Origin of the sequence: Pseudomonas sp. NY15374, from assembly GCF_048068255.1 — a bacterium.
GTDB lineage: Bacteria > Pseudomonadota > Gammaproteobacteria > Pseudomonadales > Pseudomonadaceae > Aquipseudomonas > Aquipseudomonas machongensis.
The window spans coordinates 242,842-267,400 of the sequence record NZ_JBLUPZ010000007.1 but is presented as its reverse complement, the minus strand read 5'-3'; the positions used below and the strand labels follow the sequence as shown (position 1 = coordinate 267,400).

Annotated in this window: 22 protein-coding genes; 13 read left to right on the top strand and 9 right to left on the bottom strand. The window is 63.3% G+C overall.

Going from position 1 to position 24,559, the window contains the following annotated elements:
• Positions 1–18: 18 nt before the first annotated feature.
• The 5 genes from rng to mreB all read right to left on the bottom strand — a co-directional run bounded on the left by rng (position 19) and on the right by mreB (position 4,913).
• Positions 19–1,476, bottom strand: a complete 1,458-nt coding sequence (gene rng / locus ACNFHO_RS16865; RefSeq protein WP_416766902.1) for a ribonuclease G — start codon at positions 1,474–1,476, stop codon at positions 19–21.
• A gap of 54 nt (positions 1,477–1,530) precedes the next feature.
• On the bottom strand, positions 1,531–2,127 hold the full coding sequence (locus ACNFHO_RS16860; protein ID WP_054894396.1) for a Maf family protein: 597 nt from the start codon (positions 2,125–2,127) through the stop codon (positions 1,531–1,533).
• Positions 2,128–2,156: 29 nt separating this feature from the next.
• Positions 2,157–2,645, bottom strand: a complete 489-nt coding sequence (gene mreD, locus ACNFHO_RS16855) for a rod shape-determining protein MreD (protein ID WP_054894397.1) — start codon at positions 2,643–2,645, stop codon at positions 2,157–2,159.
• Positions 2,645–3,700, bottom strand: a complete 1,056-nt coding sequence (gene mreC, locus ACNFHO_RS16850) for a rod shape-determining protein MreC (protein ID WP_081311735.1) — start codon at positions 3,698–3,700, stop codon at positions 2,645–2,647. The genes mreD and mreC overlap by 1 nt, the downstream gene beginning before the upstream one ends.
• A gap of 175 nt (positions 3,701–3,875) precedes the next feature.
• A complete protein-coding gene (gene mreB / locus ACNFHO_RS16845) occupies positions 3,876–4,913 on the bottom strand; it encodes a rod shape-determining protein MreB (RefSeq protein WP_003255163.1) in 1,038 nt (345 codons plus the stop codon).
• Positions 4,914–5,115: 202 nt separating this feature from the next.
• Between mreB and gatC the strand changes: the two genes are divergently transcribed.
• The 6 genes from gatC to ACNFHO_RS16815 all read left to right on the top strand — a co-directional run bounded on the left by gatC (position 5,116) and on the right by ACNFHO_RS16815 (position 10,278).
• The gene (gatC, locus tag ACNFHO_RS16840) at positions 5,116–5,403 is read left to right on the top strand and encodes an Asp-tRNA(Asn)/Glu-tRNA(Gln) amidotransferase subunit GatC (protein WP_054894398.1); all 288 of its coding nucleotides are present in this window, start codon (positions 5,116–5,118) and stop codon (positions 5,401–5,403) included.
• A 15-nt stretch (positions 5,404–5,418) separates the two neighbouring features.
• On the top strand, positions 5,419–6,870 hold the full coding sequence (gatA, locus tag ACNFHO_RS16835; RefSeq protein WP_414154837.1) for an Asp-tRNA(Asn)/Glu-tRNA(Gln) amidotransferase subunit GatA: 1,452 nt from the start codon (positions 5,419–5,421) through the stop codon (positions 6,868–6,870).
• Between the two features lie 11 nt (positions 6,871–6,881).
• On the top strand, positions 6,882–8,327 hold the full coding sequence (gene gatB / locus ACNFHO_RS16830; RefSeq protein WP_054894400.1) for an Asp-tRNA(Asn)/Glu-tRNA(Gln) amidotransferase subunit GatB: 1,446 nt from the start codon (positions 6,882–6,884) through the stop codon (positions 8,325–8,327).
• Positions 8,328–8,414: 87 nt separating this feature from the next.
• Positions 8,415–8,789 (top strand): septal ring lytic transglycosylase RlpA family protein, encoded by a 375-nt coding sequence (locus ACNFHO_RS16825; RefSeq protein WP_196759881.1) that lies wholly within the window; start codon positions 8,415–8,417, stop codon positions 8,787–8,789.
• A 60-nt stretch (positions 8,790–8,849) separates the two neighbouring features.
• A complete protein-coding gene (locus tag ACNFHO_RS16820) occupies positions 8,850–9,893 on the top strand; it encodes a calcium/sodium antiporter (RefSeq protein ID WP_153772676.1) in 1,044 nt (347 codons plus the stop codon).
• Positions 9,894–9,903: 10 nt separating this feature from the next.
• Positions 9,904–10,278, top strand: a complete 375-nt coding sequence (locus ACNFHO_RS16815) for a carboxymuconolactone decarboxylase family protein (protein ID WP_054894403.1) — start codon at positions 9,904–9,906, stop codon at positions 10,276–10,278.
• Between the two features lie 107 nt (positions 10,279–10,385).
• On the opposite strand, the gene ACNFHO_RS16810 is transcribed toward ACNFHO_RS16815, so the two are convergent.
• A complete protein-coding gene (locus ACNFHO_RS16810; RefSeq protein WP_054894404.1) occupies positions 10,386–11,747 on the bottom strand; it encodes an amino acid permease in 1,362 nt (453 codons plus the stop codon).
• A gap of 52 nt (positions 11,748–11,799) precedes the next feature.
• Positions 11,800–12,741 carry an AEC family transporter gene (locus ACNFHO_RS16805; RefSeq protein ID WP_054894405.1) on the bottom strand — a complete coding sequence of 314 codons (942 nt, stop codon included), beginning with the start codon at positions 12,739–12,741 and terminating at the stop codon, positions 11,800–11,802.
• A gap of 190 nt (positions 12,742–12,931) precedes the next feature.
• Here ACNFHO_RS16805 and ACNFHO_RS16800 point away from each other — a divergent pair, with 190 nt between their 5' ends.
• Together ACNFHO_RS16800 and ACNFHO_RS16795 are read left to right on the top strand one after the other, a co-directional pair.
• On the top strand, positions 12,932–14,557 hold the full coding sequence (locus tag ACNFHO_RS16800; protein ID WP_416766901.1) for a phospholipase: 1,626 nt from the start codon (positions 12,932–12,934) through the stop codon (positions 14,555–14,557).
• A 14-nt stretch (positions 14,558–14,571) separates the two neighbouring features.
• Positions 14,572–14,760 carry a hypothetical protein gene (locus tag ACNFHO_RS16795; RefSeq protein WP_112897517.1) on the top strand — a complete coding sequence of 63 codons (189 nt, stop codon included), beginning with the start codon at positions 14,572–14,574 and terminating at the stop codon, positions 14,758–14,760.
• Between the two features lie 58 nt (positions 14,761–14,818).
• Here the strand turns inward: ACNFHO_RS16795 and ACNFHO_RS16790 are convergent, their stop codons facing one another.
• Together ACNFHO_RS16790 and ACNFHO_RS16785 are read right to left on the bottom strand one after the other, a co-directional pair.
• The gene (locus tag ACNFHO_RS16790; protein ID WP_054894408.1) at positions 14,819–15,379 is read right to left on the bottom strand and encodes a response regulator transcription factor; all 561 of its coding nucleotides are present in this window, start codon (positions 15,377–15,379) and stop codon (positions 14,819–14,821) included.
• The gene (locus ACNFHO_RS16785) at positions 15,376–16,635 is read right to left on the bottom strand and encodes an ATP-binding protein (protein ID WP_054894409.1); all 1,260 of its coding nucleotides are present in this window, start codon (positions 16,633–16,635) and stop codon (positions 15,376–15,378) included. Before ACNFHO_RS16785 ends, ACNFHO_RS16790 begins: the two co-directional genes overlap by 4 nt.
• Positions 16,636–16,834: 199 nt before the next feature.
• Here ACNFHO_RS16785 and ACNFHO_RS16780 point away from each other — a divergent pair, with 199 nt between their 5' ends.
• The 5 genes from ACNFHO_RS16780 to ACNFHO_RS16760 all read left to right on the top strand — a co-directional run bounded on the left by ACNFHO_RS16780 (position 16,835) and on the right by ACNFHO_RS16760 (position 24,549).
• The gene (locus ACNFHO_RS16780) at positions 16,835–17,548 is read left to right on the top strand and encodes an SIMPL domain-containing protein (protein WP_063543138.1); all 714 of its coding nucleotides are present in this window, start codon (positions 16,835–16,837) and stop codon (positions 17,546–17,548) included.
• Between the two features lie 374 nt (positions 17,549–17,922).
• A complete protein-coding gene (locus tag ACNFHO_RS16775) occupies positions 17,923–19,548 on the top strand; it encodes an ABC transporter substrate-binding protein (protein WP_416766900.1) in 1,626 nt (541 codons plus the stop codon).
• A gap of 204 nt (positions 19,549–19,752) precedes the next feature.
• Positions 19,753–21,345, top strand: coding sequence for an ABC transporter substrate-binding protein (locus ACNFHO_RS16770; RefSeq protein ID WP_416766899.1), 1,593 nt, complete (start codon positions 19,753–19,755; stop codon positions 21,343–21,345).
• Positions 21,346–21,504: 159 nt separating this feature from the next.
• On the top strand, positions 21,505–22,884 hold the full coding sequence (locus tag ACNFHO_RS16765) for an OprD family porin (protein ID WP_416766898.1): 1,380 nt from the start codon (positions 21,505–21,507) through the stop codon (positions 22,882–22,884).
• 69 nt (positions 22,885–22,953) lie between these two features.
• Positions 22,954–24,549 carry an ABC transporter substrate-binding protein gene (locus ACNFHO_RS16760; protein WP_054893479.1) on the top strand — a complete coding sequence of 532 codons (1,596 nt, stop codon included), beginning with the start codon at positions 22,954–22,956 and terminating at the stop codon, positions 24,547–24,549.
• The last annotated feature ends 10 nt before the right edge of the window (positions 24,550–24,559 follow it).

Here is a 24,559-nt window from a genome sequence, read left to right as displayed (position 1 = left end):
GAACGGTTTCAGAACGCGTCAGAGCAGCACCACATCATATTGTTCCTGGGAATACATGGACTCGACCTGGAAGCGAATGGTTCGCCCGATGAAGGCCTCCAGTTCGGCGACGTTGCCTGACTCTTCATCCAGCAGCCGATCGACTACCTTCTGGTTGGCCAGCACGCGGTAGCCTTCTGCCTGGTAAGCCCGCGCCTCACGAAGAATTTCGCGGAAGATTTCGTAACAAATAGTCTCTGGCGTCTTCAGCTTGCCGCGCCCCTGGCAGGCCAGGCAGGGCTCGCACAGCACCTGCTCTAGGCTTTCACGGGTACGCTTGCGGGTCATCTGTACCAGGCCCAACTCGGTAATGCCGATGATATTGGTCTTGGCATGGTCGCGCTCGAGCTGCTTTTCCAGCGTGCGCAGGACCTGGCGGCGGTGCTCTTCGTCCTCCATGTCGATGAAGTCGATGATGATGATGCCGCCGATGTTGCGCAGGCGCAGCTGTCGCGCAATGGCGGTGGCCGCTTCGAGATTGGTCTTGAAAATGGTCTCTTCGAGGTTGCGATGGCCGACGAAGGCGCCGGTATTGACGTCGATGGTCGTCATCGCCTCGGCAGGATCGACCACCAGGTAGCCCCCGGACTTGAGCGGCACCTTGCGCTCCAGGGCGCGCTGGATCTCGTCCTCGACCCCATAGAGGTCGAAGATCGGCCGCTCGCCGGGATAATGCTCGAGGCGGTTGGCGATTTCGGGCATCAGCTCACCGACGAATTGCGTGGTCTTCTGGAAGGTTTCCCGCGAGTCGATGCGGATCTTCTCGATCTTCGGATTGACCAGGTCGCGCAAGGTGCGCAACGCCAGGCCGAGGTCTTCGTAGATCACTGTCGGCGCACCGCAGGCCTGGATCTGGCTGCCGATCTGCTCCCACAGGCGACGCAGGTAGCGGATGTCCTGGAGAATGTCTTCAGCACGCGCGCCCTCGGCGGCGGTGCGCAGGATGAAGCCACCGGCGTCCTTGATGTTCTCTTGCGCCATCGAGTCGCTGACCACCTGTTTAAGACGGTCACGCTCGGCTTCGTCCTCGATTTTCAGCGAAATGCCGACATGGCTGCTGCGCGGCATGTACACCAGGTAGCGCGACGGGATCGACAACTGGGTGGTCAGGCGCGCGCCCTTGGTGCCGATGGGGTCCTTCGTCACCTGCACCACCAGGGCCTGGCCTTCGTGGACCAGTGCGGTGATGGTCTCGACCGCCGAGCCTTCACGCTGGGAGATCTCCGAGGCGTGGATGAACGCCGCACGCTCCAGACCGATATCGATGAAGGCGGCCTGCATGCCGGGCAGCACACGCACCACCTTGCCCTTGTAGATATTGCCGACGATGCCACGGCGCTGGGTGCGCTCGACATGCACCTCCTGCAGCACTCCGTTCTCCACCACTGCCACGCGTGACTCCATCGGCGTGATGTTGATCAGGATCTCTTCACTCATGGCAGGCTCTCGTCAAAGGTCTTCGGTAATGATGGATCGCTGTCGGGCGGCTGGCTAGCGCTGGACGGTATCCTCATGCTGCCAGCAGGGAATGCCGAACTGCTCCAGCAACTCGGCGGTTTCGCTCAGGGGCAGGCCGACCACGGCCGAATAACTGCCTTCGATGGCGCTGACGAACACCGCACCCAGGCCCTGGATCGCATAGCCACCGGCCTTGTCCAAGGGTTCACCACTGTCCCAGTAGCGACATGCTTCATCGAAAGAGATGGTACGGAAACGAACCTTGGTCGCCACGCACAGGCTCAGGGAGCGCGTGCCGTCGGTCACGGCCACGGCAGTGAGCACCTGGTGCTCGCGCTTGGACAGGTCGCCCAGCATCGCCAGGGCGTGCTCGCGGTTTTCCGGCTTGCCGAGGATCTGGCCGTCGAGCACCACGGCGGTATCGGCGCCGAGCACCACGCCCGGAGCATCGAGCAGGTTGAAACCGGCCACCGCCTTGGCTTGCGCCAGGCGCTCGACGTAGGCCTGGGCGGCTTCGCCGACCTGCGGGGTTTCGTCGATGGGGGCGCTGACCACGGTGAATGGCACGCCAATCTGCGCCAGCAGCTCACGTCGACGTGGGGAGCCGGAGGCCAGGTGCAGTCGAGTCATGGGGACATCTCCGTGTCAGTGGCGACGCGTCAGTGGATATGCAGGCGTCGGCGCATGCCGCGCAGGGCGAAGCTGATCCAGGGCCAGAGCAAGGCGCTGATCACCGCCGACCACACCAGTGCAAGCGTCGGCAGGCGATTGCCGGTCAGGGCGCTGAGCCACAGCTGGATCAACTGGGCGATGCCGAACACCACCAGGATCACCAGGCTCTGCTGCCACATGGGGAACATGCGCAGGCGTTGTTGCAGGGACAGCACCAGGAAGGTGATCAAGGTGAGGATCAACGCGTTCTGCCCCAGCAGGGTGCCGTAGAGCACGTCCTCGGCCAGGCCGAGCACGAAGGCGGTGGTCATGCCGACCTTGCTGGGTACGGCCAGGGTCCAGAACGCCAGCAACAAGGCCAGCCACATGGGGCGGAACACCTCCATGAACTGCGGCATCGGCGTGACGCTGAGCAGCAGGCCGATGACGAAGGTCAGCCAGATGGCCCAGCCGTTTCTGCTACGGGTACTGGCCATCATTCTCTCCGGGGCTGTGCAGGCGACGCGGGTGCGGCTGGTGGGTGTGAGGTGGACGAGCCGTGGGCTGGCGCGGTGGCAGCCGGTGCGGCAGGTGCTGGCGCATGGGCCGGTGCGCCGCTCGCTGGCGCAGTTGCCGGTGCTGGCACGGCTGCCGGCTTGGCACTCGCACCGTCCTGACGGTCGGCCTCTTCCTGGGCGATCGCTGCATCAGTGGCACGCTGCTCAGGCGTACGTCGATCGCTGAACACCAGCAGCATGTAGCGGCTGCGATTGAGGGCGGCGGTAGGAATGGCGCGAACGATGGCGAACGGCTGACCGGAGTCGTGGATCACCTCGTTGACCGTGGCCACCGGATAACCGGCCGGGAAACGCTGCCCCATGCCGGAGCTCACCAGCAGATCGCCTTCCTTGATGTCAGCGGTATCGGCCACATGACGCAGTTCCAGGCGCTCCGGGTTGCCGGTGCCGCTGGCAATGGCGCGCAGGCCGTTGCGGTTGACCTGCACGGGAATGCTGTGGGTAGTGTCGGTCAGCAGCAGCACACGCGAGGTGTAGGGCATCAGCTCGACCACCTGGCCCATCAGGCCACGGGCATCGAGCACCGGCTGGCCGAGGAACACACCGTCGCGCTCGCCCTTGTTGATCAGGATGCGATGAGTGAAGGGATTGGGATCTACGCCGATCAACTCGGCGACTTCGACCTTTTCGTTGACCAGTGCCGAAGAATTGAGCAATTCGCGCAGGCGCACGTTCTGCTCGGTGAGCGCGGCCAGCTTCTGCAGGCGCCCCTGCAACAGCAGGGCTTCGGTCTTGAGCTTCTCGTTTTCGGCGATCAGCTCGGTGCGGCTGCCGAACTGCCCGGCCACGCCCTGCCACAGACGCTGCGGCAAGTCGGTGACCCAATAGGATTCCATCAGCACCAGCCCCATCTGGCTGCGTACCGGCTTGAGCACGTCAAAGCGCGAGTCGACCACCATCAGCGCGACCGACATCACCACCAGCACGAGCAGACGAACGCCCAGCGAAGGGCCCTTGGAGAAAAGCGGTTTAATGGGCCGTTCCTCGTGGACGACGATTCAAGCGGTCATTGCACGAGGTCAATGCAACCACCAGCCTGCGGATTGACGGAAACGACGCCCGACGGACGTCAACAGCGCATACAGGTAGCACTGTGCGTGCCACCTGTAAACCAGGCGATCTTCAGCGACGGCTGGACAGCGCCAGGACTCACTCGCTGGAGAGCAGGTCCATGGCGTGCTTGTCCATCATCTCCAGCGCACGACCACCGCCACGGGCGACGCAGGTCAGCGGGTCTTCGGCAACGATCACCGGCAGGCCGGTTTCCTGGGCCAGCAGCTTGTCGAGGTCACGCAGCAGCGCGCCACCGCCGGTCAGCACCAGGCCACGCTCGGCGATGTCGGACGCCAGCTCCGGCGGCGACTGTTCCAGGGCACTCTTGACCGCCTGGACGATGGTCGCCAGCGATTCCTGCAGCGCCTCGAGCACTTCGTTGGAATTCAGGGTGAAGGCACGCGGTACGCCCTCGGCCAGGTTGCGACCGCGCACGTCGACTTCGCGGACTTCGCCACCCGGGTAGGCGGTACCGATTTCCTGCTTGATGCGCTCGGCGGTGGATTCACCGATCAGGCTGCCGTAGTTACGGCGCACGTAGGTGACGATGGCTTCGTCGAAACGGTCGCCACCCACACGTACGGATTCGGCGTAGACCACGCCGTTGAGCGAGATCAGGGCGATTTCGGTGGTACCACCACCGATGTCGACGACCATCGAACCGCGGGCTTCCTCGACCGGCAGGCCGGCACCGATGGCGGCGGCCATGGGCTCTTCGATCAGGAACACTTCGCGGGCACCGGCGCCCAGCGCCGATTCACGGATGGCACGGCGCTCGACCTGGGTCGACTTGCACGGTACGCAGATCAGCACGCGCGGGCTGGGCTGCAGGAAGCTGTTTTCGTGCACTTTGTTGATGAAGTACTGCAGCATCTTCTCGCAGACGCTGAAGTCGGCGATCACGCCATCCTTCATCGGACGAATGGCAGCGATGTTGCCGGGAGTGCGGCCGAGCATGCGCTTGGCTTCGGTACCGACGGCCACGACGCTTTTCTGGTTGCCGTGGGTACGGATGGCAACAACCGAGGGCTCATTCAGGACGATACCGCGCTCACGCACGTAAATAAGGGTGTTGGCAGTACCCAGGTCGATGGACAGATCGCTGGAAAACATGCCACGCAGTTTCTTGAACATGGGAAAGTGACCCTGGGGAAAGCGTGGGTAAAAAAGTGCGGCAAACTCTAACAATGGCAGGGATTTTGGGCAAGGAGCCAATATGTTAAATTGGCAGTTTTTCCGAGCACGCCAGCCGATGATCGCGGCCGTATGACCGCCAGAATCCCGGCATGTTCCTCATTACGGAAGCATTCTGTTTCTGTTTTTCCTGGAGATCCCCATGGCGCTTCAACGCTGTGACGTGGAAAAGATCGCCCATCTGGCCCGTCTGGGCCTCAATGAAGGCGAACTGCCACGCATTACCGATGCCTTGAACAGTATTCTCGGGCTGGTCGACCAGATGCAAGCCGTCGACACCACCGGCATCGAGCCCCTCGCCCACCCGCTCGAAGCCACCCAGCGCCTGCGTCCCGACCAGGTGACCGAAAGCAACCAGCGCGATCGCTACCAGGCGGTGGCACCCTCGACCGAGAACGGTCTGTACCTGGTTCCGAAAGTCATCGAGTAAGGGATAGAGCCTGCCATGCATCAACTCACTCTGGCCGAGATCGCCCGCGGACTCGCCGACAAGTCGTTTTCCTCCGAAGAGCTGACCGGCGCGTTGCTGTCGCGCATCAAGCAGCTCGACCCACAGATCAACAGCTTCATCAGCGTCACCGAAGCGCAGGCGCTGGAACAGGCCCGCGCTGCCGACGCCCGTCGCGCCAATGGCGAAACCGGCGCACTGCTGGGCGCACCGATTGCCCACAAGGACCTGTTCTGCACCCAGGGCGTACGCACCAGCTGCGGCTCGAAGATGCTCGACAGCTTCACCGCCCCCTACGACGCCACCGTTGTCGCCAAGCTCGCCGAAGCCGGCATGGTCACTCTCGGCAAGACCAACATGGACGAATTCGCCATGGGTTCGGCCAACGAATCCAGCCACTACGGCGCGGTGAAGAACCCCTGGAACCTCGAGCACGTGCCAGGCGGCTCGTCGGGTGGCTCCGCCGCAGCCGTGGCAGCGCGCCTGCTGCCGGTCGCCACCGGCACCGACACCGGCGGCTCGATCCGCCAGCCAGCCGCACTGACCAACCTCACCGGCCTCAAGCCCACCTACGGCCGCGTCTCGCGCTGGGGCATGATCGCCTACGCCTCGAGCCTCGACCAGGGCGGCCCGATGGCCCGCACCGCCGAAGACTGCGCCCTGCTGCTGCAAGGCATGGCCGGTTTCGACGCCAAGGATTCGACCAGCGTCGACGAATCGGTGCCCGACTACAGCGCCAACCTCAACGCCTCGCTGCAGGGCCTGCGCATCGGCCTGCCGAAGGAGTACTTCGGCGCCGGGCTCGATCCGCGCATCGCCGAACTGGTCCAGGCCAGCGTCAAGGAACTGGAGAAGCTCGGCGCGGTGGTCAAGGAAATCAGCCTGCCGAACATGCAGCACGCCATCCCGGCGTACTATGTGATCGCCCCGGCCGAAGCCTCCTCCAACCTCTCGCGCTTCGACGGCGTGCGCTTCGGCTACCGCTGCGAAGACCCGAAAGACCTCACCGACCTGTACAAGCGCTCGCGTGGCGAAGGCTTCGGCGTTGAAGTACAGCGCCGGATCATGGTCGGCACCTACGCCCTGTCGGCCGGCTACTACGACGCCTACTACGTCAAGGCCCAGCAGATCCGCCGCCTGATCAAGAACGACTTCATGGCCGCCTTCGAACAGGTCGACGTCATCCTCGGCCCGACCACGCCGAACCCGGCCTGGAAACTCGGCTCGAAGAACGCCGACCCGGTCGCCGCCTACCTCGAGGACGTCTACACCATCACCGCCAACCTCGCGGGCCTGCCCGGCCTGTCGATGCCGGCCGGCTTCGTCGATGGCCTGCCGGTGGGCGTGCAACTGCTGGCCCCGTACTTCCAGGAAGGCCGCCTGCTCAACGTCGCGCACCGCTACCAGCAAGTCACCGACTGGCACACCCGCGCCCCCAACGGCTTCTGAGGAATTCACACATGCAATGGGAAGTTGTGATCGGGCTGGAGATTCATACCCAGCTCGCCACCCAGTCGAAGATCTTCTCCGGCAGCGCCACCACCTTCGGCTCCGAGCCGAACACCCAGGCCAGCCTGGTCGACCTGGGCATGCCCGGCGTACTGCCGGTGCTGAACCAGGAGGCCGTACGCATGGCCTGCATGTTCGGCCTGGCCATCGATGCCGAGATCGGGCCGCGCAACGTGTTCGCGCGCAAGAACTACTTCTACCCCGACCTGCCCAAGGGCTACCAGATCAGCCAGATGGACCTGCCGATCGTTGGCAAGGGCCACCTGGACATCGCCCTGGAAGACGGCACCCTCAAGCGCATCGGCGTCACCCGCGCACACCTTGAGGAAGATGCCGGCAAGAGCCTGCACGAAGATTTCAACGGCGCCACCGGGATCGATTTGAACCGCGCAGGCACACCGCTGCTGGAAATCGTTTCCGAGCCGGACATGCGCAGCGCAAAAGAGGCGGTGGCCTACGTCAAGGCCATCCACGCCCTGGTGCGCTACCTGGGCATCTGCGACGGCAACATGGCCGAAGGCTCGCTGCGTTGCGACTGCAACGTCTCGGTTCGCCCGAAAGGCCAGGTCGAGTTCGGTACCCGCTGCGAGATCAAGAACGTCAACTCGTTCCGCTTCATCGAACGGGCGATCAACAGCGAGATCCAGCGCCAGATCGACCTGATCGAGGACGGCGGCAAGGTGGTCCAGGAAACCCGCCTGTACGACCCGAACAAGGACGAGACCCGTTCCATGCGCAGCAAGGAGGAAGCCAACGACTACCGCTACTTCCCCGATCCGGACCTGCTGCCGGTGGTCATCGAGCCAAGCTTCCTCGAAACCGTCCGCGCCTCGCTGCCCGAACTGCCAACGCAGAAGGTCGAGCGCTTCCAGAGCCAGTACGGCCTGTCGGCCTACGACGCCAACGTGCTCGCTAGCAGCCGCGAACAGGCCGACTACTTCGAGCAGGTGGCCAGCATCGGCGGCGACGCCAAGCTGGCGGCCAACTGGGTCATGGTCGAGCTGGGCAGCCTGCTGAACAAGCTGGGTGTCGAAATCGACCAGTCGCCGGTCAGTGCCGAGCTGCTCGGCGGCATGCTGCAGCGTATTCGCGACAACACCATCAGCGGCAAGATTGCCAAGACCGTGTTCGAGGCCATGGCTGCCGGTGAAGGCGATGCCGACAGCATCATCGAGAGCAAGGGCCTCAAGCAGGTGACCGACACCGGCGCGATCGACAAGATGCTCGATGAAGTGCTGGCCGCCAACGCCGAGCAGGTCGAACAGTACCGCGCCGCCGATGAAGCCAAGCGCGGCAAGATGTTCGGTTTCTTCGTCGGCCAGGCGATGAAGGCTTCCAAAGGCAAGGCCAACCCGGGGCAGGTGAACCAATTGCTCAAGGCCAAGCTCGAAGGGTGACCTGAACGCCCTCGTTCGCGGGCAAGTCGGAGCGGCGGTTCGGCGCTCCGACTTGCCCGCGAATGGAAGCACCGGAGAGCACCTGCCTTGCTGAAAAAAAACCTCGCCGCCCTGGCTCTTTTCTCTGCCTTGGCCGGCTGTGCCAGCCATGACATCGACCCACGCGGCTACGACGAAACCGGCACCGCCTCCTATTACGGTTCCCGCCACCACGGCAAACGCACTGCCAGCGGCGAAGCCTTCAACCAGCACGGCCTCACCGCCGCCCATCGCACGTTGCCGTTCGGCAGCCAGGTACTGGTGACCAACCTGTCCAACCAGCGCAGCGTGGTGGTGCGTATCAACGACCGCGGCCCCCACACCCGTGGCCGACTGATCGACCTGTCACGCGCTGCCGCAGAAAAAATCGGCATGCTCCGTAGCGGAACGGCGCGAGTCCGGGTACAAGGTCTGAGCGACTGACCTGACTGGAGCCCTGCCATTTTCGACCTCGCCACCCTCCCCACCTTCAGCCTCCTGCAACTGGGCCTGGGCCTGGTGCTGTTGGTCATCGGCGCCGAACTGCTGGTACGCGCCGCCCTGCGCCTGGCCACGCGCCTGCACGTGCGGCCGCTGATCATCGGCCTGAGCCTGGTGGCCTTCGGCAGTACCGCGCCACAACTGACAGTCAGCCTGCAGGCGGCCTACCAGGGCGCGCCGGACGTGGCGGTGGGCAGTGTGATCGGCAGCAATATCTTCAATGTGCTGGTGATCCTCGGGCTTGCTGCACTGATCATCCCGCTGCGCGTTTCGCGGCAACTGGTACGCCTGGACATCCCGTTGATGATCGCGGCCAGTGCAGTGGTCTACCTGCTGGCGGCCAACGGCGAACTGGGCAGGCTCGAGGGCGCGCTGTTGCTGCTGGGCCTGCTGGGCTACCTGGGCATGCTCTGGCATCAGTCCCGCCACTATTCCCGCACCTATCCTGCGCCCGACGCCGCTCGCCGCAGCCCGGGCCGCTTCTGGAGTACCGTGGTGCTGCAGACCCTGTTCGGGCTGGTGCTGCTCAGCCTCGGCGGGCACTTGCTGCTGGAGGCGGCGGTCGAGGTCGCCACCGACCTGGGCCTGTCCGAGCGGATCATCGGCCTGACCGTGGTCGCCGTCTGCACTTCGCTACCGGAACTGGCCGCCGCGCTGATCGCCGCCCTGCGGGGCGAGCGCGAGATCGCCGTGGGTACGGTGATCGGCAGCAACCTGTTCAACCTCCTGGCAGTGCTGGGGCTTACTGCCTTGACCACGCCCGAACCGCTGACCATCTCACCCAACGCCCTGGCGTTCGACCTGCCGGTGATGCTCGGGGTCGCCGTCCTTAGCCTGCCCGTGTTTTATTCCGGCTACCGGATCACCCGCGCCGAAGGGCTGGTGTTCCTCGCGCTCTACCTGGCTTACGGCCTGCACGTGGTGGCCTTCACCACCGGCATGCCACTGGCCGGGCGCCTGGAGCGCCTGATGCTGTTCTACGTCATGCCGGTGCTGGCGGTGGTACTGCTATACACCACGCTTCGCGCCTGGCGCCGCCAACACTGAGGAAAACGCAATGACCGACAACAAGAACGCCGGTGAGCAGGTTCGGCGCCAGGTGATGGGGGACGCTTTCGTGGATCGCGCCCTGGGCAATGCCACCGAATTCACCCAGCCCCTGCAGGACTTCGTCAACGAGCATGCCTGGGGCAGCGTCTGGTCCCGCGAGGGGCTGCCATTGAAGACTCGCAGCCTGATCACCCTGGCGGCGCTGACCGCACTGAAGTGCCCACAGGAGCTCAAGGGTCATGTTCGCGGGGCATTGAACAACGGCTGCACGGTGGAGGAGATTCGCGAAGCGCTGCTGCATTGCGCAGTGTACGCAGGGGTGCCGGCGGCGATCGATGCGTTCCGCGCGGCACAGGAAGTGATCGACAGTTACCAGGCCTGAGGTCGCACCGGCCTCTTCGTGGGTAAACCCGCTCCCACAGGCACGCCGCTGTGCGGACTCTGGGGGAGCGGGTTTACCCGCGAAAAGAGCAACGCATCAGCGCAGATTCATCCGTTGGCCTGACGCGCCTTCTTCACCCGGAACGCCACCCACAGCGCTGCGATCCACAGCGGAATCAGCATCACCGAGATGCGCACTGGCGGGGTGAGGTACATCACCACCAGGATCAGCGCTATGAACGCCAGGCACAGATAGTTGGTCAGCGGATGCCCCCAACTGCGGTAGAACGGCGTGATGCCCGCGGCCAGCTTGGCCTTGCGGAACTTGAGGTGGGTGATGCTGATGCTCGCCCAGTTGATCACCAGCGCCGATACCGCCAGGGCCATCAGCAAACCGAACGCCTCGCCCGGCATCAGGTAGTTGATCACCACGCACAAACCCGTCGCCAGCGCCGAAACGCCCAGTGCCACCAACGGCACACCGCTGCGGCTGACCTTGAGCAACTGGCGCGGTGCATCGCCCTGGCTGGCCAGGCCGAACAGCATGCGGCTGTTGGCGTAGACGCAGCTGTTGTAGACCGACAGCGCGGCGGTCAGCACCACGACGTTGAGCACGGTAGCGACCACGTCGCTGTCCAGCTCATGGAAGATCATCACGAACGGGCTACCGCCCTGCACCACCTTCTGCCACGGGTACAGCGCCAGCAGCACGGCAAGCGCGCCGATATAGAAGATCAGGATGCGGTAGACCACCTGGTTGGTGGCCTTGGGGATGCTCTGGCGCGGATTGTCCGCCTCGGCAGCGGTGATACCCACCAACTCCAGGCCGCCAAAGGAGAACATGATCACCGCCAGCGCCATGATCAGCCCGGTGATGCCATTGGGGAAGAAGCCACCGTACTGCCACAGGTTGGCCACGCTGGCATCCGGGCCACCATGACCGCTGCCCAGCAGCCAGGCGCCGAAGCCGATCATGCTGACGATTGCCACTACCTTGACCAGGGCGAACCAGAACTCCATCTCACCGTAGACCTTCACCTGGGTCAGGTTGATGGCGTTGATCACCACGAAGAAGATCGCCGCCGTGGCCCAGGTCGGAAACTCCGGCCACCAGTACTGCACGTAGATACCCACGGCCGTCAGTTCGGCCATGCCAACCAATACGTAGACGACCCAGTAGTTCCAGCCCGAGACGAAGCCAGCGAACTCGCTCCAGTATTGATGGGCGAAGTGGCTGAAGCTGCCGGCAACCGGCTCCTCGACCACCATTTCACCCAGCTGGCGCATGATCAGGAAAGCCATCAGGCCAGCGATCGCATAGCCCAGCAGTACCGAAGGGCCGGCCAACTGGATGGTCTGGGCGATCCCCAGGAACAGACCGGTGCCGATGGCACCGCCCAGCGCAATCAACTGGATATGGCGATTCTTCAGCCCGCGTTGCAACCCCGCGGGCGTGCTCTGGTCTTGCATGAAGTGTCCTTTAGTTCAGGAGGCAGTGTTGTTGTGTTGTGGCGGCCAGCATCTAGATCCACCCGCCCCATTGCAAGATGAATATGCCGATATTGGTGGTGATCGCCGCCATTAGCGTCGTGATCACGATGATAGACGCAGCCAGCTCGTGATTGCCATTGGCTGCGCGGGCCATGACATAACTGGCCGCCGCCGTCGGGCTGCCAATGTAGAGAAACAGGATCCCCAGCTCCGCGCCGCGAAACCCGCACAGCCAGGCGCCCAGGGTGGCCACCAGCGGCAGCCAGACCATCTTCACCAGGCTGGCATCCACCGCGAGCTTGCCGCTGTCGCGCAGGGCTGCCAGCGACAGGGTGCCGCCGATGCAGATCAGCGCCAGTGGCAGGGTCATCTGCGCCAGGTAGTCACCCGAGGTCAGCAACCAGTTGGGCAGGGGCACCTGCCCATACGCCATGGGCGTCGCTGCCAGCACGCTGATGATCAGCGGGTTGCTGAAGATGCTCTTGCACAGGCTCCACGGGTCGGATTTCAAGCTCGGGCTGTACACCGCCAACACCACCGTCGACAGCGAGTTGTAGAGCAGGATTACCAGCCCGGCGAGTACCGCACCGAGGGAAATCCCGTAGTCGCCATAGAGGCTGGCCGCCAGTGCCAGGCCGATCACTCCGTTGTTGCCGCGGAACGCACCTTGCGTGTAGATGCCGCGGTCCTCTGGCGGGCTGCGCCAGATCGCCAGCCCCCAGGAGAGCGCAAAGCACACCAGGGTCGCGAGGATGAAGTAGAGGATGACCCCGGGTTTGACCGCCGTCGACAGGTCGGCGTGATAGATACCCAGGAACAGCAGCGCCGGCATGCAGGTGTTGAACACCAGCGAGGACGCGACCTTGATGAAGTTGTCGTCGATCAAGCGGATGCGCTTGAGGAGCACGCCCATGAACAGCATGGCGAAAACCGGGGCCGTGATGTTCAACGTCTGGATAAGAAGGGCGAGCATTGCGCGCGATCCTGGAGAAGGTTGCCGATAGGGGGCTAATCATACGTCAGTGCCAGGTGATTGCGTCCGCCATGGATGAAGGATCTGTCCACAAACAGATCTTGACGTAGGAAATTTCCATCCTATTATCAAAACAACTGTATATACGTACAGTTAATTGGAATTTTTCAGACATCGCATGGAGCAAACAATGTCAGAAATGCAATCACTGCCCGCAACCGGCCAGGCCAATCTGCTGGTCGCAGACCTCGACCGCTTGTTCGACCCTGAGGGCGTCCCCCTGGAGGGAGCGCACACGCATCTGGTGCTGGTGGTGGACGGCCATCACACCGTCAAATATCACCGCCTACCGCCACTCGACACACCGAAGCCCAGCGGGCCCGAGCTGCGTTTCGAAGGCGGCGAACACACCGCCATCGGCGACAACGTCCTGCTGCGCTTTGCCGCCAACCAACCACCGGTCGTGGCGCACCAGTCACCCCTGCCGTTGCCCAATGGCCTGAGCCTGACCTACGGCCAAGTGGTGGCTCTGGGCGGTGACTTCTATGGTGTGCCCGAACGCCCCATCGCCGATGGAGCAACACCCTCCGAGCGCATCGAACGTTTCCTCCAGGCTTTCGACTCCTTGGCCCGCCTGCCGGCCTCCCGTGCCGAAGCCCAGGACATTCTGGCGGTCATGCAGGAAGAGATCTCGGCGGCCAATCGCGCCATCAAGGACGGCCGTCAACCCCATGAAGCCTATGACGCACTGGGCGACAGCCTGTCGGCGCGCTGGAATCGCATCACCGGAGGCGGCAGCGTGGCTTCGGATCTACTGCCACTGGGCCGCTACCTGAAACTGGCCGCCAGCAACTGGGACCATTTCGGCCGGTCGGCCCTGCTGGCTTACCAGGCCGGCCACGGCGCAGCACTGCAGCAGGCACTGCGCGCCCGTGACAGCGGCGACGAACGCGACCTGCAACTGGCCTATGCCATGAACGCCTTCGCCGACCACTTCCTTACCGACCTGTTCTCCGCCGGCCACCTGCGCGTACCGCGCAAGGCCCTGGCCGACACGGTCACGCCGAGCGATATCGGCTCGCTGGTGTCGCGCTTCATGCATGACGAGGACAGCAAGTATGGCCTGCGCGTACGCAATGCCGAAGGCGAGCAATGGCGGGCCTATGGCGACAAGCGTTATTTCGACAGCGTCGATGTGGCCAACCGACGCCAGGTCGGCCGCGCGGTACAGCGTTCGGCCGACGAAGTGTTCCAAGCCTTCGACAAGGGGCAGGCCACGTCGCCGGAGCAGTACGCCGCCCTGCGCCTGACGCCAGACCTGCAGGCAGCCGAACAGGACCTGGTGCCCGGCAATTTCGCTCCGCTCTACCGCCAGCAAGGCTCGACGGTGCTGCGACGCAAGAATGTGGCCGACCTCAACGACGGCCAGTACACCGGTGATTGGTGGGGCTGGAGCACTTACCTGCTGCTCAAGGACTACAAGCCCAACCGCCCGACGGGCTTCATCGATGCCCCGACAGCCTCGCCAGCCATCGTTGCCAACGGTTGGCAACGCCGCGAGCCGGATGGCCTGAACTGGCGTCGGGGTAACGCCGTGCGCTATGCCTTCAGTGTCGACGATGGCATCAACGAATCCTATATCGGCCCTTGGAATCCCTATAGCGAGCTGGGCGAGCAGTTCCACCCGACCGTGCAACTACCGCTCGATGCCCAACGCCGTGGGCGCAACCTGTTCCGCCAGTTTCGCGATGGCGCACCAGAGCTGATCGCTCGCCTCGACGGGCAGGCCACCACCTATATCGACCGTAACGCGTGACAAGGAGGTCACCGATGAACATCAGGATCAAACTGGAACTGGCTTCAGGCCAGTCGCTGCAAGGGATGCCGCTGGAGTTGCTGCGCGATGGGCAAGTGGTCGGGCGGGCGCAGGTGGCGCGGGATGGGGAGGTGTCGTTCGCGGTCGAGCCAGGCACAGGTGCGCTGGCGGTGCGAATGGATCGGGCGGTGATCGGGGGCTGATCTTCGCGGCGCCTGCTTCACGGGCAAGTCGGAGCAGACGCCGCGGTCTACCGATGGATCAGCGCCGCACCGGGCGCTTCTGCAGCTTGCGCTGCAAGGTGCGCCGGTGCATGCCCAGCGCCCGCGCCGTGGCGGAGATATTGCCCTCGTGCTCGGTCAACACGCGCTGGATGTGTTCCCACTGCAGGCGGTCCACCGACATCGGGTTTTCCGGCACCAGGGTATCGAGGTCGGCATGTTCGGACAGCAGCGCCGCCAGCACATCGTCGGCGTCGGCCGGCTTGCACAGGTAGTTGCAAGCACCGCGCTTGATCGCCTCAACCGCAGTGGCGATGCTCGAATAGCCGGTCAGGATCAGCACGCGCATCTCCGGGTCCAGTTCCAGCAGCTTGGGCAACAGGACCAGGCCCGAGTCGCCCTCCATCTTCAAGTCCAGCGTGGCGTAGTCCGGCAAGTCCTGCTGGGCCAGGATCAATCCCTCTTCGGCGCTGGCGGCGGTGCTCACCCGAAAACCGCGGCGGCTCATGGCACGGGCCATCACCCGGGTAAAGGTGGCGTCATCATCCACCAGCAGCAAGTGCGGCAGCTCTTCGCCTTCGATCTGGTTCTCGTCGCTCATCGTTCATCTCCTCGCTTGCCATGGGGCAGGCGCAGCTCGGTCAGGGTGCCGCCCTCTTCATGACTATAGAGTTTCACCGAGCCCCCCGCGCGGGTCACGCTGGCCTTGCTCAGGAACAGGCCCAGGCCGAAGCCTTTGCCCTTGGTGGTAAAGAAAGGTTTGCCGATCGCCTCGGCGATGGCCACCGGTACGCCGGCGCCATGGTCGCGGATGCTGATCAGGATATCCTGGGCATCCCAGTCCAGACGCACTTCGAGGTCATTCGGACAGGCATCGGCGGCGTTGTTCAGCAGGTTGAGCAGCGCCTGGGTGAGGTCGGGTGGCGGAATCAGCCGCGGCACCTCGCCATCGCGCAGGCGCTGGAAGCGGTAACTGGCTTCAGGGCGCATCAGGTGCCAGCGGTTGAGCGCCTCGTCGAGCCAGGCGGTGACCTCCTGCTCCTGCACATTCATGCGCCGGTTGGCTTCGGCGGCACGCACCAGTTGCTGCAGCGTCTGCTTGCACAGCTTGACCTGGTCCTGCAGTACCGCAAGGTCTTCCTGCAACTGCGGATCGGTATGGTCCTGGCGCATCTCGTTGATCAGCACGCTCATGGTCGCCAACGGCGTGCCCAGCTCGTGGGCGGCCCCAGCCGCCTGGGTGGCCACGGCCAGCAACTGTTCATCGCGCAGGCTTTCCTCGCGCCGCTCGGCACGCATCTGCTCCTGGCGGCGCAGCTCTTCGGCCATGCGCGCGGCGAAGAAGGTAATGACAGCAGCGGCCAGGGCGATGCTCAGCCACATGCCATAAACCTGCATGGTGTCGCGCGCCAGCGGCAGCGTCTCCAGCGGGTAGAACTGCACCAGCAGCAGGCTGTAGGCGACCAGCGCAATGCCCGACAACACCAGTGAATAGATCCACGGCAGGGTCACGGCAGCAATCGCCAGCGGCACCAGGTAATAGGACACGAAGGGGTTGGTCGAGCCCCCCGAGTAGTACAGCAAGGCACTGTGGATCAGCAGGTCACAGGCCAGTTGCAGGGCGTACTCCATCTCCGTGACCGGCAAGGTCAGACGCAGCCGCAAGGCGGTGAAGGCACACAGCAGCGACGATAGCGCCAGGGTTGCCACCAGCGACAGCCATGGCAGCGGCAGCAGCTCGGTCCAGTAGGCCACGCCCACGGAGCCGGCCTGGGCGGCCAGGACCAGGATGCGAATGATGGTCAGGCGCCAGAGGTTCTGGCGAGTGGCGGACATTGGGTGTGCGGGGGCGAGCATGAGCTCTCCTGATGAGTGCTCCAGGACAATCGGCTGGAGTATACCGAAGCCATGGCCCCCGCTGCAGCAATGCGGCAAAGCGCCACACTCTGTCACAAAGTCATGATGGCATTGTTGAACCCACTCCACTGTTTCCGGTCTGATTGGCCATGCGTGGAATGGACATCATCCCCACGCTTTCTATTTGAAGGAGTCATACATGCACATTTCCCGTCGCAGCGCCGCGTTCGTCCTGTCTTGTGGCATGCTCGCCAGCCTGCCGGCCCTGGCCGCAGACGAGCCACGCTACAACCAGGTTTCGCTGCGCGCCGAGGTCAGCAAGGAAGTGGCCCGCGACCTGATGGTCGTCACCCTTTACAGCGAAGCGCAGAACACCGACCCGGGCAAGCTCGCCAAGCAGATCACCGAGACCATGAACAAGGCGGTCCAGCAGGCCCGCGAAGTCAAGGACGTGAAGATCAGCCAAGGCAGCCGTAACAGCTATCCGGTCTACGACACCAAGGGCCAGAAGATCACCGGCTGGCGCGAGCGCGCCGAACTGCGCCTGGAAAGCGCCGACTTCCCTGCCCTGTCCAAGCTCACCGGTGAACTGCTGCAGGAACTGAAGATGGGCGGCATGGACTTCTCCATCGCCCCGGCCACCCGCAAGGCCAGTGAAGACGAGCTGCTCAAGGATGCAGTCAACGCCTTCAAGGCCCGCGCCCAACTGGCTACCGAGGCCCTCGGCGGCAAAGGCTACAAAGTGGTCAGCCTGAACCTCAACAGCAGCGGCTACCCGCGCCCTTACATGCGCAGCGCACCGATGGCGATGAAAGCCATGGCTGCGGATGAAGCGGCCTCGCCGGATATCGAAGCGGGCACCAGCGAAGTCAGCATGAATGCCGACGGGCTGATCGAAGTACAGATGCCGTGATCGCGGCTGCGCTCGATTGAGCGACCGGGGCCGCCGCCAGGACGGCCCCTTCCCTCCCCATCTCGCCGCACCTGTCGCAATGACAGCGGCGAAGCCCATACCGCAGCTCTTCAGATGAATATTCCTACGCACCCTTAAAGTGCATCCTACATCCCTCAACGTTTCGAAACATGTCGCAAAATGCCAGCTTTTTTCTTGCGCAAACGTTCAACCTACGCAAAATTTACATGAATGCGACATCCATGTACGACCGTGCCACATTTCTGGCGCCGACTATCCTGTTGAGTGTTGCAATGGGTACACCCCCTGCATAAGTATCCGCAGGTCGGCTCACGAGGCCACCTCAAATCAAAAATGACAACAATGAGGCCACCATGCTCAAACACGCAGTCATTCCGTTCCTGGTAGGCGCAGGCCTGCTGGCTGGCGCCCCTGCCGCCCTCGCCGCGTCCAACCTGGTGTTCTGCTCCGAAGGCAGCCCCGCCGGTTTCGACCCGGGCCAATACACCACCGGAACCGACTTCGACGCCTCGGCCGAAACGATCTTCAACCGCCTGACCCAGTTCGAACGTGGCGGCACCGCCGTCGTCCCCGGTCTGGCCACCAAATGGGACGTTTCCGACGACGGCAAGACCTATACCTTCCACCTGCGTGAAGGGGTCAAGTTCCACACCACCGACTACTTCAAGCCAAGCCGTGAATTCAACGCCGACGACGTGCTGTTCACCTTCAACCGCATGCTCGACAAGGACATGCCGTTCCGCAAGGCCTACCCCACCGAATTCCCGTACTTCACCGACATGGGCATGGACAAGAACATCGCCAAGCTCGAGAAGGTCGACGAACACACCGTACGCTTCACCCTCAACGAAGTGGACGCCGCGTTCATCCAGAACCTGGCGATGAGCTTCGCCTCGATCCAGTCCGCCGAGTACGCCGACCAGCTGCTCAAGCAGGGCAAGGCCGCCGACATCAACCAGAAGCCGATCGGCACCGGTCCATTCGTGTTCAGCAGGTACCAGAAGGACGCGCTGATCCGCTACAAGGGCAACAAGGACTACTGGAAACCGGACGACGTGAAGATCGACAACCTGGTCTTCGCCATCAGCACCGACGCCTCGGTGCGCATGCAGAAGCTCAAGCGCGACGAGTGCCAGGTCACGCTGTTCCCACGCCCAGCCGATATCGAGCCGCTGAAGAAGGATCCGAAGCTGCAGATGCCTGAACAGGCCGGCTTCAACCTCGGCTACATCGCCTACAACGTGATGGACAAGATCAAGGGCAGCAACGAGCCCAACCCCATGGCCCAGCTCAAGGTGCGCGAGGCGCTGGACATGGCGGTGAACAAGCAGCAGATCATCGATTCGGTGTACCAGGGTGCCGGCCAGCTGGCAGTCAATGCCATGCCACCGACCCAGTGGTCCTACGACACCACCATCAAGGACGCCAAGTACGATCCGGAAAAAGCCAGGCAGTTGCTCAAGGAGGCCGGCGTCAAGGAAGGCACCGAGATCACCCTGTGGGCCATGCCGGTGCAACGCCCCTACAACCCCAACGCCAAGCTGATGGCCGAGATGCTGCAGTCGGACTGGTCCAAGATCGGCATCAAGGCCAAGATCGTCAGCTACGAATGGGGCGAGTACATCAAGCGCTCCAAGGGCGGCGAAAACGGCGCCATGCTGATCGGCTGGAGCGGCGACAACGGTGACCCGGACAACTGGCTCGGCACCCTGTTCGGTTGCGACGCGCTGGAGGGTAACAACTTCTCCAAGTGGTGCTACAAGCCGTACGACGACATCATCAAGCAGGCCAAGGCCACCTCCGACCAGGCCAAGCGCACGGAGCTGTACAAGCAGGCGCAGCACATCATCAAGGAGCAGGTGCCGATGACCCCTATCGCTCACTCTACTGTCTATCAGCCGATGAGTGCGAAAGTGAAGGACTTCAAGATCAGCCCGTTCGGACTGAACTCCTTCTATGGCGTAAGCGTGGAGAAATAGCGCCCAGCCAGCCTCGTCATTTGTCGGGGCTGGCGTGAGCACGGCGGGGCGCCGAAATTTCTCGGCAAACTTCCGAAATTTCTTACGCCACTAGACATATTCATTACCTGTCTCGCCCTTCCTGATGCCGCTAACGTCAGGAACGGGCTTCTGTTGCCGCCCGTTCAGTGTGCGGCAGCGCAAACGGATGAGGAAAGGATCGCCATGCGCCATACCACACTGCTCGGCACCGTGCTGGGTCTGGGACTGCTCAGCCAGGCCCTCCCTGCCCAGGCCAATAACCTGGTGTTCTGCTCCGAAGGCAGCCCAGCGGGCTTCGACACCGCTCAATACACCTCGGCCACCGACAACGATGCCGCCGAACCGATCTACAACCGCCTGGTCGAGTTCGAGCGTGGGGGCACCGCTGTGCAGCCAGGCCTGGCCACCGACTGGCAGGTCTCCGAAGACGGCTTGCGCTACACCTTCCACCTGCGGCCCGGGGTGAAGTTCCACCACAACAAGGACTTCAAGCCCACCCGCGACTTCAACGCCGACGACGTGCTGTTCACCTTCAACCGCATGCTCGACAAGGACCATCCGTTCCGCAAGGCCTACCCGACCGAGTTCCCCTACTTCATCAGCATGGGCCTGGACAAGAACATCGCCAAGGTCGAGAAAACCGACCCGCTCACGGTGGTCTTCACCCTCAACACGGTCGATGCCGCGTTCATCCAGAACATCGCCATGGCCTTCGCCTCCATACTCTCCGCCGAATACGCCGAGCACCTGCTGGCCAGCGGCAGGCCCAGCGACATCAACCAGAAGCCGATCGGCACCGGCCCGTTCGTGTTCCAGCGCTACCAGAAGGACTCGCAGATCCGCTTCAAGGGCAACAAGAACTACTGGGCGCCTGACCGGGTGAAGATCGACAACCTGGTGTTCTCGATCAACATCGACCCTTCGGTGCGCATCCAGAAGCTGCGCCGCAACGAGTGCCAGGTCACCCTTCACCCACGCCCGGCCGATCTGCCTGCGCTCAAGCAGGACAGCAAGCTACAGGTCATGACGCAGCCCGGCTTCAACCTCGGCTACATCGCCTACAACACCCAGCACCCACCGTTCGATCGACTTGAAGTGCGCCAGGCGATGGACATGGCGGTCAACAAGCAGGCGATCATCCAGGCGGTCTACCAGGACGCCGGGCAAACGGCAGTCAACGCCATGCCTCCCACCCAATGGTCCTACGACGATACGCTCAAGGACGCGCCGTTCGATCCGCAAAAGGCCAAGCAGGTGCTGGAGCAGGCCGGGGTCAAGCCAGGCACGGAAATCACCCTCTGGGCCATGCCGGTGCAACGCCCTTACAACCCCAATGCCAAGCTCATGGCCGAAATGCTCCAGGCCGACTGGAGCAAGCTCGGTTTCAAGGTCCGTATCGTCAGCTACGAATGGGGCGAATACCTCAAGCGCATGAAAAATGGCGAACACGACATCGCCCTGATCGGTTGGACCGGCGACAACGGCGATCCGGACAACTGGCTTGGAACCCTGTTCAGTTGCGATGCCATTGGCAGCAACAACTACTCGCAGTGGTGCGACAGCCAGTACGACGAACTGGTCAAGAAGGCCAAGCAGGTCACCGACCGCGAACAGCGCACCCACCTCTACCAGCAGGCCCAGCAACGCCTCAAGCAGCAGGTACCGATTACCCCGGTGGCCCATTCGACGGTCAACCAACCTCTCAGCATCAGTGTGAAAGACTTCAAGGTCAGCCCCTTCGGACGCAACGTTTTCTCCGGCGTCAGCATCGATTGACCCTGTATCGCCAGACCGGGAGTGCCCCACTCCCGCGACCGCGTGCAGCCCGGATTTGCCTGGCAATCCCAGGTGAACACCCGCAGTACCGCGTCACCGAGCCAAGCCCGACCCACAAGATCGGGCCACAGATATAAGAATAGAAAGGGAGCTTTAACCTTGAAACGAACCACCAAAACCGCGCTGGCCCTGTCCATCGGCGCCTTCTGCGCCGCCGCCCAGGCAGAACCTGTCAGCCAGGACTTCTACCCGCTGAGCCTCAAGTCGGCCAGCGAGCAGGCCGATGCCTCGGGCTTCTTCGAAGGCCAGAGCCTGAGTGGCAGCACCCGCAACTGGTACGCCCGCGAACGCGCCACCCGTGCGCCGCTGTGGAAGTACTACAAGAGCGACGGCACCCGCCACGACACCCACAGCCGTGACAACTGGGTACAGGGCACCATCCTCAACTACAGTTCGGGCTTTACGCAGGGCACCGTGGGCTTCGCCACCGAAGTCGCCGCCTACAACGCCATCGCCCTCGAGCGTGGTCGCGCAGCGATTGCCGGGCCGAACAACCGCACCCTGACCCATAGCGATGGCGACCCTGTCGGCCAGTGGAGCAAGGCGGGCCTGGCCAACGTCAAGGCGCGCATCTCCAACACCACCCTCACCGTCGGCCGCCAGTCCCTGGACACGCCGATGATCGCCTACATCGGCAACCGTGCCCTGCCTTCGAGCTTCCAGGGCGTGGCGTTGCACAGCGCCGAGTTCGACAACCTGTCGTTCGACATCGGCACCTTCGACCGCGTCTCGCCGCGTACCGAACAGAGCCTGAGCAAGTTCCGCACCGAGTACAGCGCCACAGGCGTGGAAACCGACCGTGCCAGCACCGCCGGGATCAACTACCAGCCGTTCAAGAGCCTGACCACCAGCCTGTACGCCACCAAGGTCGACGACTTCTGGAACCAGTACTACTTCGGTGCCAACCACGTGTTGGGTGACAGCGCGGTGCTGAGCCTGACCACCGGCCTGAACTACTACAAGACGGTCGATGCCGGCAGCAAGAAGATGGGCGATATCGACAACGATACCTACAGCCTGTCGTTCGGTCTCACCCACCAGGCGCACACGCTCACCGCCTCCTGGCAGCAGGTCAACGGCAACGAGTACTTCGACTACCTGCACGAAACCAACGGTATCTACCTGGCCAACTCCCTGCTGTCGGACTTCAACGGCCCGAACGAGAAATCCCTGCAGATTTCCTACGTGCTGAACATGGCCCAGTACGGCGTACCAGGCCTGAAGTTCAACCTGTACAACGCCCGCGGCTGGGGCATCGACGGTACCCACTACCGCGGTACCGCCTACGACGTGCGTGGCATGGATGGCGAGACCCACTACGAGTGGGGCATCGGCACCAGCTATGCGGTGCAGAGCGGCATGCTGAAGGACACCAGCATCCGCGCCACCTATACCGCTCACCGCGCCAGCAAGGCCCAGGCCGATGGCAGCCTGGACGAGCTGCGCATCGTCACCACCATTCCGTTCAACATTCTCTGACCGCCAACGCCACGGCCCGGGCTATCCGGGCCGTGACGTCTACGCTGGAGTCATTCGCAGGGAGGTTCCATGAAATCGCTACCGCTACGCGCTGCCCTGGCAGCGATCATCCTGGGCGCTGCCGGCAACCTCGCGGCCAAGCCCCTGGTGGTGTGCACCGAAGCCAGCCCCGAAGGTTTCGATATCGTCCAGTACACCACTGCGGTCACCGCCGACGCCTCGGCCGAGACCGTGTTCAACCGCCTGGTCGACTTCAAGCCCGGCACCACCGATATCCAGCCGGCCCTGGCCGACAGCTGGGAAATCAGCGCCGACGGCCTGACTTACACCTTCCACCTGCGCCAGGGTGTGAAGTTCCACACCACCGACTACTTCACCCCCACCCGCGACTTCAATGCCGATGACGTGCTGTGGAGCCTGAACCGTCAGTTCGATGCCAAGCATCCGTGGCACGACAAGACCAGCGTCGGTTACCCCTATTTCGAGAGCATGGCCTTCGGGCAACTGCTCAAGTCGGTGAGCAAGACCGACGACCACACCGTGGTGATCACCCTGACCCGCCCCGAAGCGCCGTTCCTGCGTGACCTGGCCATGGCCTTCACCTCGATCTACTCCGCCGAATACGGCGACCAGTTGCTCAAGGCCGGCAAGACCGGCGACCTGAACAGCAAGCCGATCGGCACCGGGCCATTCGTGTTCCAGCGCTACAACAAGGACGCCCAGGTCCGCTTCAAGGCCAACCCCGACTATTTCCGCGGCAAGCCGCCCAGCGAAACGCTGGTGTTCGCCATCGCCACCGACAACAACGTGCGCCTGCAGAAACTGCGGGCCAACGAATGCCAGATCGCCCTGTACCCCAAACCCGACGACGTCCCGGCGATCAAGACCGATCCCAAGCTCAAGGTCGCCGAGATCGAGGCCCTGGTCACCGGCTACATCGCCATGAACACCGAGCACAAGTACCTGAGCGACGTGCGCGTGCGCAAGGCGATCAACATCGCCTTCGACCGCCAGACCCACGTCGACCAGTTGTTCGGCAAGGGCAACGCGCTGGTCGGGGTCAACCCCTACCCGCCGACCATGATCGGCTACAACACCGCCAACAAGAACCCGCCGCGCGACCTCGACAAGGCCCGCGCCCTGCTCAAGGAAGCCGGCGTCCCCGAGGGCACCGCCATCACCCTGTTCACCCGCAACGGTGGCGGCCCGACCAACCCCAATCCGCGTTTGTCGGCAGAGATGCTGCAGGCCGACCTTGCCAGGATCGGGCTCAAGCTCGACATCCGCGTGATGGAGTGGGCCGAGATGCTGCGCCGCGCCAAGAAGGGCGAGGCGGACCTGGTCTCCGCCGGCTGGGCCGGCGACAACGGTGACCCGGACAACTTCCTGACACCCATGCTCAGCTGTGATGCCGCCAAGACCGGCGAGAACTATGCGCGCTGGTGCAACCCTAAGTTCCAGGAACTGATCACCCGTGCCCGCGAGATCATCGACAACGATGAGCGTGCCAAGCTCTATAGCGAGGCGCTGGCGGTGTACGATGAGGATCAACCGTGGATCAGCATGGCCCACCCGAAGATGTTCACGGCCATGCGCGACAACGTAGAGGGATATGTCATCAACCCTCTGACCAATAACAACTTCGCCACCACCAAGGTGAAGTAGAAGAAAAACA

Bases quoted from the DNA above. Each gene is read 5' to 3' on its own strand.
- rng (WP_416766902.1), bottom strand. From the start codon at position 1,476: ATGAGTGAAGAGATCCTGATCAACATCACGCCGATGGAGTCACGCGTG.
- ACNFHO_RS16860 (WP_054894396.1), bottom strand. From the start codon at position 2,127: ATGACTCGACTGCACCTGGCCTCCGGCTCCCCACGTCGACGTGAGCTG.
- mreD (WP_054894397.1), bottom strand. From the start codon at position 2,645: ATGGCCAGTACCCGTAGCAGAAACGGCTGGGCCATCTGGCTGACCTTC.
- mreB (WP_003255163.1), bottom strand. From the start codon at position 4,913: ATGTTCAAGAAACTGCGTGGCATGTTTTCCAGCGATCTGTCCATCGAC.
- gatC (WP_054894398.1), top strand. From the start codon at position 5,116: ATGGCGCTTCAACGCTGTGACGTGGAAAAGATCGCCCATCTGGCCCGT.
- gatA (WP_414154837.1), top strand. From the start codon at position 5,419: ATGCATCAACTCACTCTGGCCGAGATCGCCCGCGGACTCGCCGACAAG.
- gatB (WP_054894400.1), top strand. From the start codon at position 6,882: ATGCAATGGGAAGTTGTGATCGGGCTGGAGATTCATACCCAGCTCGCC.
- ACNFHO_RS16815 (WP_054894403.1), top strand. From the start codon at position 9,904: ATGACCGACAACAAGAACGCCGGTGAGCAGGTTCGGCGCCAGGTGATG.
- ACNFHO_RS16810 (WP_054894404.1), bottom strand. From the start codon at position 11,747: ATGCAAGACCAGAGCACGCCCGCGGGGTTGCAACGCGGGCTGAAGAAT.
- ACNFHO_RS16805 (WP_054894405.1), bottom strand. From the start codon at position 12,741: ATGCTCGCCCTTCTTATCCAGACGTTGAACATCACGGCCCCGGTTTTC.
- ACNFHO_RS16800 (WP_416766901.1), top strand. From the start codon at position 12,932: ATGTCAGAAATGCAATCACTGCCCGCAACCGGCCAGGCCAATCTGCTG.
- ACNFHO_RS16795 (WP_112897517.1), top strand. From the start codon at position 14,572: ATGAACATCAGGATCAAACTGGAACTGGCTTCAGGCCAGTCGCTGCAA.
- ACNFHO_RS16790 (WP_054894408.1), bottom strand. From the start codon at position 15,379: ATGAGCGACGAGAACCAGATCGAAGGCGAAGAGCTGCCGCACTTGCTG.
- ACNFHO_RS16785 (WP_054894409.1), bottom strand. From the start codon at position 16,635: ATGCTCGCCCCCGCACACCCAATGTCCGCCACTCGCCAGAACCTCTGG.
- ACNFHO_RS16780 (WP_063543138.1), top strand. From the start codon at position 16,835: ATGCACATTTCCCGTCGCAGCGCCGCGTTCGTCCTGTCTTGTGGCATG.
- ACNFHO_RS16775 (WP_416766900.1), top strand. From the start codon at position 17,923: ATGCTCAAACACGCAGTCATTCCGTTCCTGGTAGGCGCAGGCCTGCTG.
- ACNFHO_RS16770 (WP_416766899.1), top strand. From the start codon at position 19,753: ATGCGCCATACCACACTGCTCGGCACCGTGCTGGGTCTGGGACTGCTC.
- ACNFHO_RS16760 (WP_054893479.1), top strand. From the start codon at position 22,954: ATGAAATCGCTACCGCTACGCGCTGCCCTGGCAGCGATCATCCTGGGC.